Genomic DNA, 17,017 nt, shown 5'->3' with positions numbered 1-17,017 from the left:
TGCGCCGTGGAAGGCGTGCGGCGGAGGCCGTGCGGTGGCTACTCCGGCAGGCGGTTGAGCCAGCTGATCGGCGTGACCGCGATCGCCGTCTCCGGCGAGCCGTCCCACTCCACCGGCAGCCCGGCCGCCGCCAGCGCGGCGGCGACCTCGCGCCCGACCTCGGCCGTCCGCCGCACAGCCGCCTCGGTCGGCTCGCCGTCCACCTGGAACCCGCCGTACCGCAGCATCAGCGAACCGCCCCCGGCGGCCCGTTCGGTGTCCTGCTGGTGGAAGAACACGAAGCCGCGCGAGCCCTCCTCGGCCTCGCCCCCGATCTCGGCGTAACCGCAGTTCGCGCAACAGGTGAAGTCCATCGCGGCGACGATGCCCAGCTCCTCCAGGGCGTCGAAGGCGGCCTCCAGCCGGTCGACGTCGGTCGTCTCCGGCCAGCCGGCCTGCTCCCGCAGACGCTCCTGCCACAGCGGAGCGACGATGCGCTCCGCCTCCTCCACCGTCAGCCCCTGGTCGTCGAGGTACTCGACCAGGGACTCGGCTATCTCGTCCGGTTCCTGGAAGCCGCACCGGATCAGCTCACGGGCCTGCTCCTCGGCGTCCCGCAGTACCTCGGCGGCAAGGGTGCTCTCCACGGTGTCCTGGTCCATGCCCGCATCCAAGCACCCACCACTGACAATTCGCCCCGCCGCCCACGGCCACGGCCAAGGCCACGGTGCTAGCGTCCCGTGGTGACCTCCCTCCTCCAGCCCCCGCTGATCACCCGGCTGCTCGCCGCCGAGCGCATCCTGATCGCCGGCGCGGGCGGCGGCTTCGACGTCTACGCGGGCCTGCCGCTCGCCCTCGCCCTGCGCGCGGCCGGCAAGGAGGTGCACCTCGCCAACCTCTCCTTCAGCGCGCTCGACGCCCTGCCCGCCGACGTCTGGCAGGAACCCGACCTGGCCCTCATCGGCCCCGACACCCCCGCCACCGAGGGCTACTTCCCGGAGCGGACGCTGGCCCGCTGGCTCCGGCTGCACGGCATGCCCGACGCCGTCTGGGCGTTCCCCAAAACGGGCGTCCGGCCGCTGCGCGCCGCCTACCGGGCCCTCACCGGCCGGCTCGGCATCGACGCCGTGCTGCTGGTCGACGGCGGGACCGACATCCTGATGCGCGGCGACGAGGCGGGCCTCGGCACGCCCGAGGAGGACATGGCCAGCCTCGCCGCCGTCGCCGGCCTCACCGAGGTCCCGGAGCGCCTGGTCGCCTGCCTCGGCTTCGGCATCGACGCCTATCACGGGGTCAACCACGCCCTGGTGCTGGAGAACCTCGCCGCCATCGACCGGGCCGGCGGTTACCTCGGCGCCTTCTCCGTACCGCGCGACAGCCGGGAGGGCGCCCTCTACCTGGACGCCGTCGAGCACGCCCGGGAGGCGTTCCCGCTGCACCCGAGCATCGTCCAAGGCTCGGTGGCGGCCGCGCTGCGCGGCGAGTTCGGCGACGTCCGGTTCACCTCCCGGACCAGCGGCAGCACCCTCTTCGTCAATCCGCTGATGACGCTCTACTTCGGCGTCACGGTGGAGGCCCTGGCCGCCGAGCACCGCTACCTCGACCGGATCGAACACACCGTCCTGATGCGGCAGATCAGCAGCGCCATCGGTGAGTTCCAGGACTCGCTGCCGTCCCAGCGGCCGCCCCGCCAGTTCCCGCACTGACGGTCGGTCAGGCGGCGGCGAGCCGGAACTCCAGGTTGCCGAACCGCACCTGGTCGCCCGGCCGCACCCGCACCCCGCCGACGATCCGGAACCCGTTGACGTGCGTGCCGTTGGTCGAGCCGAGGTCGTACAGCACCCAGCCGTCGCCCTCCCGGCGCAGCTCGGCGTGGTGCCGGGAGACGGACGCGTCGTTCAGCCGCAGCCCCGACCCGGGGATCCGGCCTATCGTCAACTGCCCGGACCCGGCCTCCGGGAGGCTCAGCCCGGGCAGCCGCTCGGCCCGCCAGGCCTCGCCCACCCGGACGCCGAACGCGGAGACCCGGCCGACCGCCCGCAGCACGAAGCGCCCCACCGGGTTGCCGGCCGGCAGGTCGGCCATCACCGCGTTCAACTCGGCGCGGCTGCCCGCGTGGAGGACGAGGTCCAGCCGCCCGAGAAAGGTGTCGTGCGACAGCCGGCCGTTCCCCGCGCCCTCCCGCAGGACCCCGAGGGCCCGTTCCCGCTCGGCCTCCGACGGCCGGACCACTCGGGTCCGGTTCTCACGCGACGTCATGGACCGATTCTCGGGCGCCCCCGCCCACCTGTCCAGATTCCCCGGACCGCCACTCCAGCGCGAGGCCGGCGCCCACCGTCAGCCGCCCGCCGTCCTTCCGCACCGGCGCCGCCGTGCCGGAGCCCGTCGCGCCGAACCCCGCCGCGTCGAGCCGGAACCGCTCCAGCCGCTCGGTCTTCGCCACGACCAGCTCCCACGGCCCGGCCTCCTCGGGCGGTACCGCGAGGTGGACGACCGCCGACGCGGGCGCGGTCGGGTCGTAGCCGTGGCCGGCGAAGCGGACCAGCAGCAGCCGCACCGCCGCCTGTTCGGTCTGCGGTCGCGGCTCGGCGACGGGCCTCGGCACCGCCCGCAGCCGGTCGGCCAGACGCTCTGCCCACTCCCCGGTCCGGCCGTCCCGGCGCCCCAGGGCGAGCTGCTCCGCGAACCAGCCCGCCCACGCGTCGCCGCCGCGCGCCACCCACCGTTCGATCAGGGCGCGCCCGCCCTCCTCGCCCTGCCGGGCCGCCGCGAGCAGGTCCGTCCCGGCGCCCTCGAAGACCCGGCAGAGCTCCAGGATCGTGCGGCGGGAGGCCGATCCGGGGAAGCGGGCCATCCGGATCTCCAACATCGCGCAGTGCACGAGCGCCGCCGCCAGTCGGTGCGCCCCGCCCTCGCGGACGGTGAACGGCGGGCCGGGCGGCCGACCGTGCCGGTTCCGCCCCAGCCGCCCGAGCAGCCCCGGCCGCGCGGGCCGCCGCTCCACCGGTGTCGCGGCATCCGCCGCCCGCCCGGCCGCGGTCAGGTGCCAGTAGCGGTCCTCGACGGTCAGCGCGGCCCGGGCCGCCCGCAGCAGCCCGACCCCGGCCACCCGCAGGTCCACCCCGTCCGCGTCCGCCCGCCACTCCAGCGGACCCGTCACGGCCGGTCCGGCGTCGAACTCCGCGGCCGACACGTCGTCCAGCCGCAGGTACAGCCGCGGCGCAGGATGTCCGGCCGCCCCGTCCCCCTCGGGCGGTCCGCAGACGCGCTGCACCTCCACCTCCAGGGCCGCGCGCAGCCGCGTGCCGGACAGTTCCGCCTCCAGCCGCAGCAGGCGGGCGCGGGAGAGGTCGTACCCGTCCACGGCCGTCTCCGTCAGCGGCCCGGTCACCGGGAAGAGCGTCCCGTCGTACCCCCGGTAGGGGCTGTGGCCGTCCGGGGGCGGCACGGGTATCAGCCCCTCGACCGGGTGCCCGGCCGCCGCCGACTGCTCCACCATCCACGCGTACCGCGCCTCGCCCAGCCCGGCCATCCACCGCAGCCCGGCCCGCGCGGCCCGCTCCCGGCGCAGCGCGGTCCGGCGGATCACGGTCGTGGACAGCGGGAAGGTGTTGTTGTCCCAGACGTCCGCGCAGCGCGCGACCGTCGCGCGGTCGAAGGTCCGGCCGTCGGCCGCCGCCTCCGCGATCCGGACGAATGAACGGTCGAGCAGCGCGACGTAGGCGTCCAGCGCGGAACGGGCCAACGGGGCCTCCGAGTGGTCGTGGGCGGGGGACGGGCCTTCCGCGTGGCTCGGGCCCTCCGCGTGGCTCGGGCCTTCCGAGAGGTTCAGGCCTTCCGCGCGGCGGCGAGGATCTTGACCGTGGTGTGCAGGAACCGCGAGGTCGCCGAGCCCCGGTAGGACTTCCCGAAGAGCGCACCGCTGGTGACCCACTTGCCGTCCTTCAGGTGCACCACGACGTACGCGGTGCCCGGGTCGGCGCCGATCACCTCGTAGTCACCCTTCGGAGAGGTGTACGGGATCGGGAAGTCGGCCGGCAGCGGCTCGGAGAGGAAGTTCACCGTGAGCCGCACGTCCGGCGTCACCTCGACGTCCGCGAACGGCTCCGCGTCCAGTACCGCCTGGACCTCGTCCACCGTGCGCAGCAGCACCGGCACCGGGTAGCCCAGCTGCTCCTCCAGGTGGCGCTCGATCCGTCCGGTCAGCGCGGCCCGGTCCGCCGCGTCGGTGGTGTCGGCGGTGAAGAAGACGTTGCCGCTCTGGATGTAGGAGCCGACCCGCTCCAGGCCGAGCTCGCCGAACAGCGCACGCAGCCGTTCCATCCTGACGGTCCGGCCGCCGACGTTCACGGCCCGCAGGAAGGCGATGTAGGTGGTGGTAGTGGTCACCCGGCCAGTGTGGCACCGGGCACCGACACCGGACGGCGGTTGTCGGTGCCCGGTGCCACACTGGCGCCATGGCTACCTGGCAGGATTTCGAGCACGAGGCACCGGACCTGGCCCCCGCCGTACGGGCCCGCTTCGAGGCCAACAAGCACCACGTCCTGGCGACGCTCCGCGAGGACGGCTCGCCCCGGGTGAGCGGCACCGAGGTGGACTTCATCGGGGCCGACGTCATGCTCGGGTCGATGCTCGGCGCGGTCAAGGCGCTGGACCTGCGCCGCGACGCCCGCTTCGCGCTGCACAGCAACCCGAGCGACCCGACGCTGGCCGAGGGCGATTCCAAGCTGTCCGGCCGGGCCGTCGAACTCACCGAAGCGACGGACATCGCCTCCTACGAGGCCGAGCTGCCCGAGCCGCCGCCCGGCCCGTACCACGCCTTCCGGCTGGAGCTGGAGCAGGTCGTGCACACCACCGTCGAGGACGATGCGGTGCGGATCAGCTCCTGGCGCCCGGGCGAGCCGGTGCGGCGGTTCGAACGCCGCTGACGGCCGTCCCGCCGCCCGGCCACGCTCTCCGGCCGCGCCGCCCGGTCGCTCGTTCCACTCCTCAGGGCATGACGGACTTGAGGGCCTCGGGGGTGCGGGCGACCACGGCGTGCCCGTCGTCGGCGGTGATGATCGGGCGCTGGATCAGGATCGGGTGCTCGGCCATCGCCGCGAGCCAGCGCGCCCGGTCACCGGCCTCCCGGCCCCACTGCTTCATGCCGAGGTCCTTGGCCACCTGCTCGTCGGCCCGGGTGATGTCCCACGGCTCCAGGCCCAGCCGCTCCAGCACCTGCTCCAGTTCGGCGACGCTCGGCGGGTCCTCCAGGTAGCGCCGCACGGTGAACGTGACGCCGGCGCCGTTCAGCTCGTTCAGCGCGGTGCGGCACTTCCCGCAACGGGGGTTGATCCAGATCTCCATCCCGCCAGCCTACCGACCGTCCCCGCCCCGAGGCCCGTCCCGCGTCGCCGGCCCGGCCCTGCCCAGGACCCCCTCCGGACCTCCCCGGACCCCCTGGCGACCTCCCCCGGGAACTCCGCTCCGCCCAGCAACAGTTGTCCGTCCGGGAGTTGGATCCACGGAGGGGAAGACCGGATGGACGGCGCGTCGATCATCGAGCAGCTCATGACCACCGAGGGGCGCCTCGACCCCTACCCGCTCTACGCGCGGGCGCACGAACTCGGGGAGGCCGCCCCGGCCGGCCCCGGGGCGGTGCTGGTGGTCGGACACGCCGCCGCCAACCAGGTGCTGCGCAACCCCGCCTTCGCCCGGGAGGAAACCGGCACCCCCTCCGACGACCGCGCGGAACTGTTCGCCCATCCCTCCGTCGCGCTGTTCGGCCGCTCGATCCTCGAGCGCGACGCCCCCGACCACGGCCGGGTCCGCTCGCTCATCGCCTCGGCCTTCAACGCCCGCCGGGTGGCCGCGCTGCGGCCGGCGATCGAGGCCACGGTGGAGCGGCTGCTCGACGAACTGGCCGGCCGGGGCGCCGACGGCTCGCCCGTCGACTTCATGGACGCCTTCGCCTTCCGTCTCCCGGTCGAGGTGATCTGCGAACTGCTCGGCATCCCCGCCGCCGACCGCCACCGCTTCCGCGGCCTCGCCTCGGACCTCACCATCGCCCTGGAACTCATCCAGGACCTCGGCGAACTGGCCGCCGCCGATGTCGCGGCCATTGAACTGTCGGCCTACTTCGAGGAGTTGACCGCCGAGCGGCTGGCCCGCCCGACCGGCGACCTGGTCAGTGACCTGGCCCGGATCGCCGCCGACTCCCCGGACCGGATCTCCGGCGAGGAACTGCTGAGCAACCTCGCCCTCCTCCTGGTGGCGGGCTTCGAGACCACCACCAACCTCCTCGGCAACGGCCTCGCCCTGCTCTTCCGCCACCCGGAGGCCGCCGAGGGCCTGCGCACCGGCGCGTTCGACCCCGCGCTCTTCGTCGACGAGGTGCTGCGCTACGACTCCCCGGTCCAGCTGACCTCCCGGATCTCCACCGCGCCCGACCTCACGGTGGCCGGAGTGCCCGCCCCGACCGGCACCGTGGTCCTCACCCTGCTGGGCGCCGCCAACCACGACCCGGCCCGCTATCCCCGCCCGGACCGTTTCGACCCCACCCGCACCGACAGCCAGCCGCTCAGCTTCGGCGGCGGACCGCACTTCTGCCTCGGCAGCCAACTCGCCCGCCTGGAGGGCGAGATCGCGGTACCCGCCCTGCTCGACCGCTTCCCCCGCCTCGCCCCGGCCGGCATCCCCACCCGCCGCGACCGCCTCGTCCTGCGCGGCTACGAGACCCTCCCGATCACGGTCCGCTGACCCGCTCCCGGGGCGGGCCGCCCGGCCCGTCCCACTCCATCAGGTTGGCGAACAGCGCGGCCTGCTCCCGGGCGTCGTCCAGGGCATGGTGGGTGTGCGGCAGGTCGGGCAGCAGCCCCTCGGGCATCGAGCGCTCGCACCGCCACCGCCAGACCCCGGAACGGCCGACCGGCGGAAGCGCACCCGTGAAACGGTGCGCTTCCGCCGGCCGGCCGAGGGCCCCCTACAGGTCGTAGTAGAGCTCGAACTCGTGGGGGTGGGGGCGGAGGGCGATGGGGGCGATCTCCTGGGTGCGCTTGAAGTCGATCCAGGTCTCGATGAGGTCGGGGGTGAAGACGTTGCCGGCGAGGAGGTACTCGTGGTCGGCTTCGAGGGCCTCCAGGACGGCGGGGAGGGAGGAGGGGACCTGGGGGACGTTGGCGTGGTCCTCGGGGGCCAGCTCGTAGAGGTCCTTGTCGACCGGCTCGAGGGGTTCGATCTTGTTCTTGATGCCGTCCAGGCCGGCCATCAGCATGGCGGAGAAGGCCAGGTAGGGGTTGGAGGAGGGGTCGGGGGCGCGGAACTCGATGCGCTTGGCCTTGGCGTTGGAGCCGGTGATCGGGATGCGGATCGCGGCGGAGCGGTTGCGCTGGGAGTAGACCAGGTTGACCGGGGCCTCGAAGCCGGGGACCAGGCGGTGGTAGGAGTTCACCGACGGGTTGGTGAAGGCGAGCAGCGACGGGGCGTGCTTGAGCAGGCCGCCGATGTAGTAGCGGGCGGTGTCGGAGAGCCCGGCGTAGCCCTGCTCGTCGTAGAAGAGCGGTGCGCCCTGGGTCCACAGCGACTGGTGGACGTGCATGCCCGAGCCGTTGTCGCCGAAGATCGGCTTCGGCATGAAGGTGGCCGTCTTGCCGTTCCGCCAGGCGACGTTCTTGATGATGTACTTGAACAGCATCAGGTCGTCGGCGGCGTGCAGCAGGGTGTTGAACTTGTAGTTGATCTCGGCCTGGCCGGCGGTGCCGACCTCGTGGTGCTGGCGCTCGACCTCCAGGCCGGCCCTGGCCAGCTCCAGGGACATCTCGGCACGCAGGTCGGCGAAGTGGTCGACGGGCGGGACGGGGAAGTAGCCGCCCTTGTACTTGACCTTGTAGCCGCGGACGTCGCCCTCGGTGGAGCCGCTGTTCCAGGCGCCGGCCTCGGAGTCGATGTGGTAGTACGAGGCGTTGGCGCTGGTGTCGAACCGGACCGAGTCGAAGACGTAGAACTCCGCCTCGGGGCCGAAGAACGCGGTGTCCGCGATGCCGGAGGAGGCGAGGTAGGCCTCGGCCTTCTTGGCGACGTTGCGCGGGTCGCGGCTGTAGGCCTCGCCGGTCACCGGGTCCTGGATGAAGAAGTTGATGTTGAGGTGCTTCTCCTGGCGGAACGGGTCGAGCCGGGCCGTGGCGAGGTCGGGGACCAGGGCCATGTCGGACTCGTGGATGGCCTGGAAGCCGCGGATCGACGAGCCGTCGAACATCAGGATCTCGGACGGGTCGAACGTCGCCGCGGGTACGGAGAAGTGCTGCAAGACGCCCGGCAGGTCGCAGAAGCGGACATCGACGAACTTCACGTCGTTGTCCTGGATGAACTGCTTCACTTCGGCGGCGTTGTTGAACATCCATCCTCCTCGGTGTTGCGAATGTGGCTCACCCTAGGAACGGGCCGTTTCCGGTCGGTGACCCAGTCGTTTCCTGAATGTTAACCACACCTGTCCGGAGGACGGCAAAGCCGTACGGGACCGGACAAAGCGCCTCGGCCTGCCAGGTGGGGCCACCGGAGTGGTCTGGATCATTCGGCGGGGGTGGTGGAAAGCCGGCGACGGCCGATTCACCCGTCGGTGGCGGGTCCGGCGGGGGAGGCGGTGGCCGTCCCCGGCGTTCGCCCGGTTAGTGTGGATTCGTGGACACCAGAGAAGCGTTGGGATCGTGGATCGACGGCCCGAAGGCGGCCGCCGAGAAGATGGGCGCCGACTTCGGCCACCGCGGTGAGCGCCTCGGACTGCCCAAGGAGGGCCCCGGCTCGATCGCCGGACCCGGCCGCCGGATGGGCGCGCTGCTCGTCGACGGCTGGCTGGTCGCCCTGGTCGCCTACGGGCTGATCGCCAAGGGCTCCACGTCCTCGGCGAACATGTGGACCACCCCGCTGTTCTTCGCGGTCACCGTGCTGCTGCTCGCCACCACCGGGACGACCGTGGGCAAGCGGCTGTTCGGGCTGCGGGTCGTCCGCCTGGACGGCAGCCGGGCGACCATTCCGCAGGTGCTGCTGCGCACGGTGCTGCTCTGCCTGCTGGTGCCGGCGCTGGTCTGGGACCGGGACACCCGCGGGCTGCACGACAAGGCGGTCGGCACCGTCGAGGTCCGGATCTGAGGACCCCGGTCCGGCCGGCGAGGTCCGGATTATCCGGGCACCCCGGTCCTCCGGGAGCGCACGAGAACGACGAACGGCCCCGCCGCGGAGCTTCCGCGGCGGGGCCGTTCTCGTGCTGTCGACGGGGGAGGGGGTCAGCGGACCTGGCCGCCCTTGGGCATCCGGGCACCCTTGGGCATCGGGCCCTTGGGGATGGGGGCCTTGGAGAGCAGGTCGCCCAGCGCGCGCAGCCGGTCGTTGGTCTCGGTGACCTGGGCGGGCGTGATGGCGCGCGGCAGACGCATCAGGTGGATCTGCAGCTTCTTGAGCGGGACCTCGCCCTCGCCGTTGCCCACCACGATGTCGTGCACCGGCACGTCGCCGACGACCCGGGCCATCTTCTTCTTCTCGGACGCGAGCAGCTGGCGGACCCGGTTCGGGTTGCCCTCACCGATCAGCGCGATGCCGGCCCGGCCCACGGCGCGGTAGACCGCGTCCTGGCTGCGGGTGACGGCCACCGGGGTGGTGTTGGCACTCCAGCCGCGCCGGATGTTGTTCAGCACCGCCGCGACGGCGCCCGGCTGGCCCTCCATCTGCCCGAACGCGGCGCGCTCGGCCCGGCGCCCGAAGACGATCGCCATGGCCAGGACGGCCACGATGAAGCCCAGGATGCCCAGGTAGACGGGGTGCTCGATCGCGAAGCCGATGGCGAGGAACACGCCGAAGGTCAGCAGGCCGACGCCGGCGATGATCAGGCCGATCTTGGTGTCGACCTTCTTGGTCATGGTGTACGCCAGGCGGATCTGCTTCAGTCGCCCGGGGTTCTCGGATGTTTCCCTCGCCATAGGGCTCATGGTACGTGGCGTGGGTACGGGATATCCAAGCCCGGGTGCCCGTTCGCCCCGAACCGTGACCCGGGTGCCGCTACGGAAGCGGTCGGCGGCGTGCCGGCCGACCCGTCGCCGACCCCGTGACGGGGCCGGACGGGGGGCCCGGCGGGGCCCCCGACACCAGCGCGTCGTGCCGTCGGTCGGCCGCGTACCGGCGGTTCTCGCACACCGCCGCCCAGGCGTTGCGCCGGGCCTGCCGCTGTCCGCCGGACAGCAGGACGCTCTCGGCGAACCGCAGCGCAACCCCCATCGACCGGATCCGCATCTGCATGCCGAACAGCTCCCCTCGCGGCCGCGGCCGTGGCTGAGAAGAATCGAACACTCGCGACGAGTCCATCGTCACCACCCCGTGTTACCAGCCCGTGACCAGGCAGTCAAAGTGTGATGAACGCGGAAGGGCGGAGCCTCGGCTCCGCCCTTCCAATGGCTCAAACACGCTCACGCTCGGCGAGCGCGGCCGGTCGACCGGTTCGGCTCGTGGCCGGTCGGCTCAGACCGCGGCCTGCTCCCGGCGCTCCAGCGCCTGCCGGTACAGCCGCCCGGCGCGGTACGACGAGCGGACCAGCGGACCGGACATGACCCCGGCGAAGCCGAGCTCCTCGGCCTCCTCCTGCAGCTCGACGAACTCCTGCGGCTTGACCCACCGCTCCACCGGGTGGTGGCGCAGCGAGGGGCGCAGGTACTGGGTGATGGTGATCAGCTCGCAGCCGGCCCCGACCAGGTCGGCCAGCGCCTGGCTGACCTCCTCGCGGGTCTCGCCCATGCCCAGGATCAGGTTGGACTTGGTGACCAGCCCGGCGGCGCGCGCCTGGGTGATGACGTCCAGCGAGCGCTCGTAGCGGAAGGCGGGCCGGATCCGCTTGAAGATCCGCGGCACCGTCTCGACGTTGTGCGCCAGCACCTCGGGGCGGGACGAGAAGACCTCGGCCAGCTGCTCCGGCACCGCGTTGAAGTCCGGGATCAGCAGCTCGACGCCGGTGCGGCCGCTCTCGCGGCCGGCGGTCATCGCGTGCACCTGGCGCACCGTCTCGGCGTACAGCCAGGCGCCGCCGTCCGGCAGGTCGTCACGGGCGACACCGGTGATGGTGGCGTAGTTGAGGTCCATGGTGACGATGGACTCGGCGACGCGGCGCGGCTCGTCCCGGTCGAACTCGGCGGGCTTGCCGGTGTCGATCTGGCAGAAGTCGCAGCGGCGGGTGCACTGGTCACCACCGATGAGGAAGGTCGCCTCGCGGTCCTCCCAGCACTCGAAGATGTTGGGGCAGCCGGCCTCCTGGCAGACCGTGTGCAGCCCTTCCTTCTTCACCAGCGACTGGAGGGCGTTGTACTCCGGGCCCATCTTCGCGCGGGTCTTGATCCACTCGGGCTTCCGCTCGATGGGGGTCTCGCTGTTGCGGACCTCCAGGCGGAGCAGCTTCCTGCCGTCGGGTGCGACAGCGGACACGTGCGACTCCTAGAACTAGACGGGGTACCCCCAGGGTACGCCTGTGCTTGTACGGCCTTCGCCGGGGCAGTGGCCCCGCAATCGCAGGGCAACAGGGCTACTGGCGGGTAGATTCCCGGGGGGTGTTGACGGGGACGAGCGGCTCTGGGGACGAGCGGCTACGGGGACGAGCGAGAACGGGGACGAACGGAAACCGGGGCGGCGGGCCTCAGCGGCCGGGGGCCGGCTCGGGAAGTTCGGCGAACACCTCGGCCAGGTGCTTCTCGACCAGCGGCAGCGCCTCGGAGACGGTGAGGTCCCGGCCCAGCTCGCCGGTCAGCGAGGCGACCCCGGCGTCCCGGATGCCGCACGGCACGATCTTGTCGAACCAGGTCATGTCCGGATCGCAGTTCAGCGCGAAGCCGTGCATGGTGACCCCGCGCGCGACCCGGACGCCGATCGCGGCCAGCTTGCGGTCGTCACCGCGCTGTCCGGCGTTGGACGGCGCGTACTCGGGGCCGGCCAGCCGCGGGTCGATGCCCAGCGGCAGGCCCATCCGCAGGGTGAGCTTGCCGATGTCGACGACCTGCGCCGGGTCCACCACCGCGTCCGGGATGGACTCGCCCAGCACCCAGACGCCGCTGCGGCCCTCGACCCGGGTGCTCTCCACGCCGAACGCGCCGCAGCTGCGGATCAGCGCCTCCTCCAGCCGCCGCACGTACGCGATCACGTCGATCGGGTCCGGCAGCTTGACGATCGGGTAGCCGACCAGCTGGCCGGGGCCGTGCCAGGTGATCTCGCCGCCCCGGTTGACCTCGACCACCGGGGTGCCGTCCAGCGGCAGATCGGCCGGGTTGGTGCGCTTGCCCATGGTGTAGACGGGCTGGTGCTCCAGCAGCAGCACCGTGTCCGGGATCTCGTCCGCGACCCGCAGGGCGTGCAGCCGCTGCTGCTCCTCCCAGGCCTCCTGGTAGGGGACGGCGCCCTCGCCGATGCCCATGCGTATGAACCGCACGTTCTCGCTCACCACTGCTCCTTGCCAGGCGTTCGAGACCAACCTCCCCACTGTACGCCCGCCCGTCGGCGGCCCGGCCGGGCCCCTTCCCCGCGGGGCCCCGGCCGAACAGGGCCCCGCACGCCGCTCACGGCCCGGACAGCCGTTGCAGCCGCAGCGCCAGCTGGAGCTCCAGCGACCGCTCCGGACCGTTCCAGTCCCCGCCCAGCAGCACCTCGACCCGGTCCAGTCGCTGCACCACCGTGTTCACATGGACGTGCAGCTCGTCCTTGGCCCGGGTCAGGCTGCCGCCGCAGTCGAAGTACGCGCGCAGGGTGCGGACCAGCTCGGTGCCGCGCCGGGCGTCGTACTCCAGCAGCGGGCCCAGCGTCGCGCGCACGAAGCCCGCCACGTCGTGGCCGTCGCCGAGCAGCACGCCCAGGAAGCCGAGCGCCCGCGCCGAGGCGCCCTCGCCGGACCGGCCGAGCACGCGCAGCGCCCGGACGCAGCGCAGCCCCTCCCCGTAGGCGGCGGCCAGCGCGACCGGTCCGGCGGCGGGACGGCCGGCGCCCACCGTGACCGGGAACCCGGCCAGCCGGGCGAGCCGCTCGGCGGCGTGCTGCGCGGCCTCGGAGCCTCCCGTGGCGTCCCTTTCGGCGGCCCCGCCCTCGCCGGCCGGGACCAGCAGCACCACCGCCTCGCCGTGCTCCGCGCCGATGCCCCGGGAGCCGAACAGGTACCGCCCGGCCGCGCCCGCCAGCCGGGAGCGGGCGGCGGCGTCCTGCGGGTCGCCCGGTTCCGCGACCAGCACCAGGTGCGGGCGGCCGAGGTCCACGCCCAGCCGCCGGCCGCGCGCGGTCAGCCCGGCCGGGTCCCGGTCCGCAGCGGTGAGCAGATCGGCCAGCAGCTCGCCGCGCACCCGGTTCTCGGTCTCGGCGACCGAGCGCCGCAGCAGCAGGAGCAGCGCGGTCACCACGCCCGCCCGTTCGAACAGTCGGCGGTCGGCGTCGTCGAGGTCCGGACGGCCGCGCAGCACCAGGGTGCCGAGCTGCTCCTGCCCGGCCAGCACCGCGCACACCCAGGCCGCGCCGTGCCGCACCGACCGCCCCTCGGCCCGGGACGCGGCCGTCGCCTCGGCCGGTCCGGTGCCCGGTGCGGCGGCCCGGCCGGCCAGTGGCTCGCCCTCGGCGTCCAGGACGGCTATCTCGCCGCCGAGCAGGGTGGCCAACGCCGCGGCGACGTCCGGCACCTCGGCCCCGCGCAGCACCAGGTCGGTGAGCCGGTCGTGGCCCTGCGCGGCGCGCTGGACGGCGGCGGAGTGGGCGCGGATCAGCTCGTTGGCGCTGTTCAGCTCGGCGAGCGCGGCCCGGGTGTCGGCCAGCGACTTGGCGGTGTCCAGCGCGATGGCGGCGTGCGCGGCCAGCGTGCAGAGCAGCGCGACCTCGTCGGGGGAGAAGGCGCGCGGCGAGCGGTCGGCGGCGAACAGCACGCCGATCACCCGGCCGCCGAGCAGCAGCGGCACGCCGATGATCGCCACCAGGCCCTCGTCGAGCACGCCCGCGTCGATGGTGCCGGTGTGGTGGAAGCGGCCGTCGGTGCGGTAGTCGGGGGTGGCGTACGGGCGGGCGGTCTGCGCGACCAGGCCGCCGAGGCCGTCGCCGAGGCTCAGCCGCAGGGTCTGGAAGAGCACCGAGACCGAGCCGTCGGTGACCCGCATGTAGGTGTCGCCGGCGGCCTCGTCCGGGAGGGTCAGATAGGCGGTGTCGGTGCCCAGCAGCATCCGGGCCCGGCGGACGATCGCCTGCAGCACGGCGTCCAGGTCGCGGGAGGCGGCGAGGTCGCCGGCGGTGTCGAAGAGCGCCGTCAGCTCGGCCTCGCGGCGCCGGTGCTGGCGCATCGTGCGGTGGACCCGCAGCGCCTGCCAGGTGGCGTCGTCGATCTCGCTCAGCACCGGCGCCGGGGCGCCCTGCCGGCGGGCGTCGGCGAGTACGTCGGCGAAGTCCTCGGTGGCGGCGCCGGAGACGAGCAGGTCCAGCAGGCGGCGGAGCGCGGGTGCCGAGCTGGTGTGGAGGTCGTTCATCGTGCGGCCGCCCGTCGACAGTGGGTGTTTCGTGCCCCAAGGAGGGAAGCGAGATCGTAGCTGTTCGGCCCCGCCGGTCGTCGGGAGCCGACGGGCATGCGGTAGTGCGCGCCGAGCTCCGGACTCCCCGTCAGGGCCCTGTCGGCCCACGGTAGGAAGCGCGGGGGAGCGGCACTATGTGAACGGTCGCTACATCCCGGCGGATCGTCATAGGTGCGCGGCCCACGTCCTAGGCGGGTCGTCCGGAGGCCGCCGAGCGGTCCGGTCGGTGGTCCGGTCGGCGATCCGGTGCTCGACCGCGGGGGCGTGTCCTCGACCACCACGCCGGCGTCGGCCGGCCCCGCCTCCAATGTGGCGGCTCCCTACAGCACCCCGCTGAACTGTGGTGTTCCCCGCCATCACGCCGTCAGCGCGGCCGATGGCCGAAGAGCGTCCTCCAAGCCAAACCCATCCAGAGGTGTCTTCCCCACAATGGGCGCGGATGCTTCACCCGTTCGGAGGATTGCTGGGTCAGAACCACCCATAGCGCCCGAATGCTCGCTACATTCACGCCGATTCCCGACAGGGGGCGTCGCCACAGGCAGCCGAACCGCTGGTGGAGCCGGTGCGGCGTCCGAGAGGTGTTGACTGACTATGCCCCAAAGGCCTGCAACCGACAGCCCGGCGTACGGACCGCTCGACCCGCTCGACCAGCACCGAGGTCCGGTCGGCCGGGCCCTTCCGGACGCCCCCGACGCCCCGACCGCCGCCGACGACCTGCGGCTGCCCGAGCAGGCCACACCCGCCGACCGGCACGCCGCCGACCGGCACGCCGCCGAGCACCATGCCGCCGAGCACCATGCCGCAGAGCGCCATGCCGCCGACCGGCACGCTCCGGAGCGGCCGCACGCGCCCGAACGGCCGCACGCCCCGGAGCGGCACCAGTCGGCCGGCACCACCCAGAACCTCCAGCTCGCCGCGCTGATCGAGGAGGCCGGCTTCTCGCACGCCGGCCTGGCCCGCCGGGTCGACCAGCTCGGCCTGGAGCACGGCCTGGACCTGCGCTACGACAAGACCTCCGTCACCCGCTGGCTCCGCGGCCAGCAGCCCCGCGGCGCCACCCCGGCGCTGATCGCCGAGGTGTTCACCCGCCGGCTCGGCCGCCGTCTCACCGCGCAGGACCTCGGTCTGGACGCCTGTGCCCCGGTCTACGCCGGCCTGGAGTTCGCCGAGACGCCGCAGGAGGCGGTGGACATCGTGGCGAGCATGTGGCGCAAGGACATCGGGCCGCAGTCCGAGCTGCGCCGGATCGCCTTCACCCCGGCCGGCCTGGTGGTGCCCAGCCGCGACTGGCTGATCGGCCGCACCGACGAGCGGGTCGCCAGGGACGGCTCCACCCTGGCCCGGCCCGACCCCGGAACCGGTGTGCCGCCCGTCGGCCCGCCCGGCGGGGCCGTCGGCCACCCCGCGGGCCCCGCGCCGCGCGGCCCGGCCCCGGTCGCCCGGACCGGCCCCGCCGGGCCCGGCACCGCCCCGACGGCCGGCGCCGCCGCGCTCGGCGCCCGGGTGCCCACCCAGAGCCGGCGCCCCCCGATCGCCGTCGAGCCGCCGTTCCACGACCCGGGCCGCGAACAGCGCCCGGCGCTGCGTGTCGGCCGCGGCGACATCGCCGCCATCCGCGCCGTCGGCGACCTGTTCCGCGCGCTGGACCACGCCTACGGCGGCGGCCACGCCCGCCAGGCGCTGGTCCGCTACCTGGAGAGCGAGGCCGAGCCGATGCTGCGCGGCCGCTACGGCGAGCAGATCGGCCGCGCCCTGTTCGGGGCCGTCGCCGACCTCACCCGGCTGGCCGGCTGGACGTCCTTCGACATCGCCGCGCACGGTCTGGCCCAGCGCTACTTCGTCCAGGCGCTGCGGCTCTCCCAGGCCGCCGGGGACCGCGCGCTCGGCGGGTACGTGCTGGTGACGATGAGCCAGCAGGCCGTCCACCTCGGCCACGGCCGGGAGGCCGTCCAGCTGGCCCGGGTCGCCCAGCAGGGCGTGGGCACGGCGGTGCCGCCGACCGTGCAGGCACTGCTGCACGCCGCCGAGGCGCGCGGGCACGGCCTGCTCGGCGACGTCCGGTCCTGCACCACCGCGCTGGTCCGGGCCGAGCGGGCGCTGGCGGCGGCCCGGACCGGCGACGAGCTGCCGTCCTGGGCCCGGTTCTTCGACGAGGCGCAGCTCTCCGACGAGTTCGCGCACTGCTACCGGGACCTCCAGCAGTGGCGCACGGCCGCCCAGCACGCCGAGAAGTCGCTGCGGCTGCGCTCGCCCGCGTACGCCCGCAGCCGGATCTTCTGCCGGCTGGTGCTGGCCACCGCCCGGCTCGGCATGGGGGACCTCGACGAGGCCTGCGGCATGGCGACCGACGCGCTGCGGGCGGCGGGGGAGATGCGGTCGGCCCGGTCGCTGGAGTACGTGCGCGACTTCCACCGCCGGCTCACCCCGTACCGGGGCAGTCCGGTGGCGCGCGCGTTCGAGGAAACGGCCCGCCAGGCGGGGGTGATCTGACCGGCCCGAGAACTCAC

Annotated in this window: 17 protein-coding genes; 5 read left to right on the top strand and 12 right to left on the bottom strand. The window is 73.7% G+C overall.

The features are described 5' to 3' along the window. Window positions 1-38: 38 nt before the first annotated feature. The gene (locus tag ACFVUH_RS05315) at window positions 39-641 is read right to left on the bottom strand and encodes a DUF6891 domain-containing protein (protein ID WP_355361911.1); all 603 of its coding nucleotides are present in this window, start codon (window positions 639-641) and stop codon (window positions 39-41) included. 81 nt (window positions 642-722) lie between these two features. Here ACFVUH_RS05315 and ACFVUH_RS05310 point away from each other — a divergent pair, with 81 nt between their 5' ends. Further along, window positions 723-1,685 (top strand): DUF1152 domain-containing protein, encoded by a 963-nt coding sequence (locus ACFVUH_RS05310; RefSeq protein WP_387911296.1) that lies wholly within the window; start codon window positions 723-725, stop codon window positions 1,683-1,685. Between the two features lie 7 nt (window positions 1,686-1,692). On the opposite strand, the gene ACFVUH_RS05305 is transcribed toward ACFVUH_RS05310, so the two are convergent. The 3 genes from ACFVUH_RS05305 to ACFVUH_RS05295 all read right to left on the bottom strand — a co-directional run bounded on the left by ACFVUH_RS05305 (window position 1,693) and on the right by ACFVUH_RS05295 (window position 4,368). Next, window positions 1,693-2,238, bottom strand: coding sequence for a DUF1707 and FHA domain-containing protein (locus ACFVUH_RS05305; protein WP_355361907.1), 546 nt, complete (start codon window positions 2,236-2,238; stop codon window positions 1,693-1,695). Further along, the gene (locus ACFVUH_RS05300; protein ID WP_387911294.1) at window positions 2,225-3,724 is read right to left on the bottom strand and encodes a hypothetical protein; all 1,500 of its coding nucleotides are present in this window, start codon (window positions 3,722-3,724) and stop codon (window positions 2,225-2,227) included. Before ACFVUH_RS05300 ends, ACFVUH_RS05305 begins: the two co-directional genes overlap by 14 nt. Before the next feature lie 83 nt (window positions 3,725-3,807). Then, window positions 3,808-4,368: a DUF1697 domain-containing protein gene (locus ACFVUH_RS05295; protein WP_387911292.1), complete on the bottom strand. Its 561-nt coding sequence runs from the start codon at window positions 4,366-4,368 to the stop codon at window positions 3,808-3,810. 68 nt (window positions 4,369-4,436) lie between these two features. Between ACFVUH_RS05295 and ACFVUH_RS05290 the strand changes: the two genes are divergently transcribed. Beyond that, window positions 4,437-4,907 (top strand): pyridoxamine 5'-phosphate oxidase family protein, encoded by a 471-nt coding sequence (locus ACFVUH_RS05290; RefSeq protein ID WP_387911290.1) that lies wholly within the window; start codon window positions 4,437-4,439, stop codon window positions 4,905-4,907. A 61-nt stretch (window positions 4,908-4,968) separates the two neighbouring features. On the opposite strand, the gene ACFVUH_RS05285 is transcribed toward ACFVUH_RS05290, so the two are convergent. Then, window positions 4,969-5,325, bottom strand: coding sequence for an arsenate reductase family protein (locus tag ACFVUH_RS05285; RefSeq protein ID WP_355361899.1), 357 nt, complete (start codon window positions 5,323-5,325; stop codon window positions 4,969-4,971). Between the two features lie 174 nt (window positions 5,326-5,499). On the opposite strand from ACFVUH_RS05285, the gene ACFVUH_RS05280 reads away from it, so the two are divergent. Then, window positions 5,500-6,717 carry a cytochrome P450 gene (locus ACFVUH_RS05280; RefSeq protein WP_387911289.1) on the top strand — a complete coding sequence of 406 codons (1,218 nt, stop codon included), beginning with the start codon at window positions 5,500-5,502 and terminating at the stop codon, window positions 6,715-6,717. Here the strand turns inward: ACFVUH_RS05280 and ACFVUH_RS05275 are convergent. Continuing rightward, complete coding sequence (locus ACFVUH_RS05275) at window positions 6,704-6,844, bottom strand: hypothetical protein (RefSeq protein WP_387911287.1); 141 nt, start codon at window positions 6,842-6,844, stop codon at window positions 6,704-6,706. The genes ACFVUH_RS05280 and ACFVUH_RS05275 overlap by 14 nt on opposite strands. A gap of 96 nt (window positions 6,845-6,940) precedes the next feature. Then, window positions 6,941-8,353 (bottom strand): type I glutamate--ammonia ligase, encoded by a 1,413-nt coding sequence (gene glnA / locus ACFVUH_RS05270; RefSeq protein WP_355361871.1) that lies wholly within the window; start codon window positions 8,351-8,353, stop codon window positions 6,941-6,943. 281 nt (window positions 8,354-8,634) lie between these two features. On the opposite strand from glnA, the gene ACFVUH_RS05265 reads away from it, so the two are divergent. Continuing rightward, on the top strand, window positions 8,635-9,102 hold the full coding sequence (locus ACFVUH_RS05265; RefSeq protein ID WP_355361869.1) for an RDD family protein: 468 nt from the start codon (window positions 8,635-8,637) through the stop codon (window positions 9,100-9,102). A 134-nt stretch (window positions 9,103-9,236) separates the two neighbouring features. Here ACFVUH_RS05265 and ACFVUH_RS05260 read toward each other — a convergent pair whose 3' ends face one another. From ACFVUH_RS05260 to ACFVUH_RS05240, 5 genes are all read right to left on the bottom strand, one after another. Further along, window positions 9,237-9,926: a DUF4191 domain-containing protein gene (locus ACFVUH_RS05260; protein WP_355361867.1), complete on the bottom strand. Its 690-nt coding sequence runs from the start codon at window positions 9,924-9,926 to the stop codon at window positions 9,237-9,239. Between the two features lie 79 nt (window positions 9,927-10,005). Then, a complete protein-coding gene (locus ACFVUH_RS05255) occupies window positions 10,006-10,242 on the bottom strand; it encodes a hypothetical protein (RefSeq protein ID WP_387911284.1) in 237 nt (78 codons plus the stop codon). Between the two features lie 219 nt (window positions 10,243-10,461). Continuing rightward, window positions 10,462-11,415 (bottom strand): lipoyl synthase, encoded by a 954-nt coding sequence (gene lipA, locus ACFVUH_RS05250; protein ID WP_355361863.1) that lies wholly within the window; start codon window positions 11,413-11,415, stop codon window positions 10,462-10,464. Window positions 11,416-11,623: 208 nt separating this feature from the next. Next, a complete protein-coding gene (gene lipB / locus ACFVUH_RS05245) occupies window positions 11,624-12,394 on the bottom strand; it encodes a lipoyl(octanoyl) transferase LipB (protein ID WP_355362117.1) in 771 nt (256 codons plus the stop codon). A 142-nt stretch (window positions 12,395-12,536) separates the two neighbouring features. Further along, entirely contained in the window at window positions 12,537-14,468 is a 1,932-nt protein-coding gene (locus tag ACFVUH_RS05240; RefSeq protein WP_387911283.1) for a helix-turn-helix domain-containing protein, read from the bottom strand. A 633-nt stretch (window positions 14,469-15,101) separates the two neighbouring features. Here ACFVUH_RS05240 and ACFVUH_RS05235 point away from each other — a divergent pair. Continuing rightward, entirely contained in the window at window positions 15,102-17,000 is a 1,899-nt protein-coding gene (locus ACFVUH_RS05235; RefSeq protein ID WP_387911281.1) for a regulator, read from the top strand. Window positions 17,001-17,017 lie beyond the last annotated feature (17 nt).

This window comes from Kitasatospora sp. NPDC058032, assembly GCF_042885845.1.
GTDB lineage: Bacteria > Actinomycetota > Actinomycetes > Streptomycetales > Streptomycetaceae > Kitasatospora.
Note: the sequence above shows the minus strand (reverse complement) of the source record. Positions and strands in the feature narration are given on the sequence as shown.

What these genes read in the sequence shown, in the direction of transcription:
- ACFVUH_RS05260 (WP_355361867.1), bottom strand. Translation starts at nt 9,926, where the DNA reads ATGGCGAGGGAAACATCCGAGAACCCCGGGCGACTGAAGCAGATCCGC.
- ACFVUH_RS05315 (WP_355361911.1), bottom strand. Translation starts at nt 641, where the DNA reads ATGGACCAGGACACCGTGGAGAGCACCCTTGCCGCCGAGGTACTGCGG.
- ACFVUH_RS05275 (WP_387911287.1), bottom strand. Translation starts at nt 6,844, where the DNA reads ATGCCCGAGGGGCTGCTGCCCGACCTGCCGCACACCCACCATGCCCTG.
- ACFVUH_RS05285 (WP_355361899.1), bottom strand. Translation starts at nt 5,325, where the DNA reads ATGGAGATCTGGATCAACCCCCGTTGCGGGAAGTGCCGCACCGCGCTG.
- ACFVUH_RS05240 (WP_387911283.1), bottom strand. Translation starts at nt 14,468, where the DNA reads ATGAACGACCTCCACACCAGCTCGGCACCCGCGCTCCGCCGCCTGCTG.
- ACFVUH_RS05255 (WP_387911284.1), bottom strand. Translation starts at nt 10,242, where the DNA reads ATGCAGATGCGGATCCGGTCGATGGGGGTTGCGCTGCGGTTCGCCGAG.
- ACFVUH_RS05280 (WP_387911289.1), top strand. Translation starts at nt 5,500, where the DNA reads ATGGACGGCGCGTCGATCATCGAGCAGCTCATGACCACCGAGGGGCGC.
- ACFVUH_RS05305 (WP_355361907.1), bottom strand. Translation starts at nt 2,238, where the DNA reads ATGACGTCGCGTGAGAACCGGACCCGAGTGGTCCGGCCGTCGGAGGCC.
- ACFVUH_RS05290 (WP_387911290.1), top strand. Translation starts at nt 4,437, where the DNA reads ATGGCTACCTGGCAGGATTTCGAGCACGAGGCACCGGACCTGGCCCCC.
- glnA (WP_355361871.1), bottom strand. Translation starts at nt 8,353, where the DNA reads ATGTTCAACAACGCCGCCGAAGTGAAGCAGTTCATCCAGGACAACGAC.
- ACFVUH_RS05235 (WP_387911281.1), top strand. Translation starts at nt 15,102, where the DNA reads ATGCCCCAAAGGCCTGCAACCGACAGCCCGGCGTACGGACCGCTCGAC.
- lipB (WP_355362117.1), bottom strand. Translation starts at nt 12,394, where the DNA reads ATGGGCATCGGCGAGGGCGCCGTCCCCTACCAGGAGGCCTGGGAGGAG.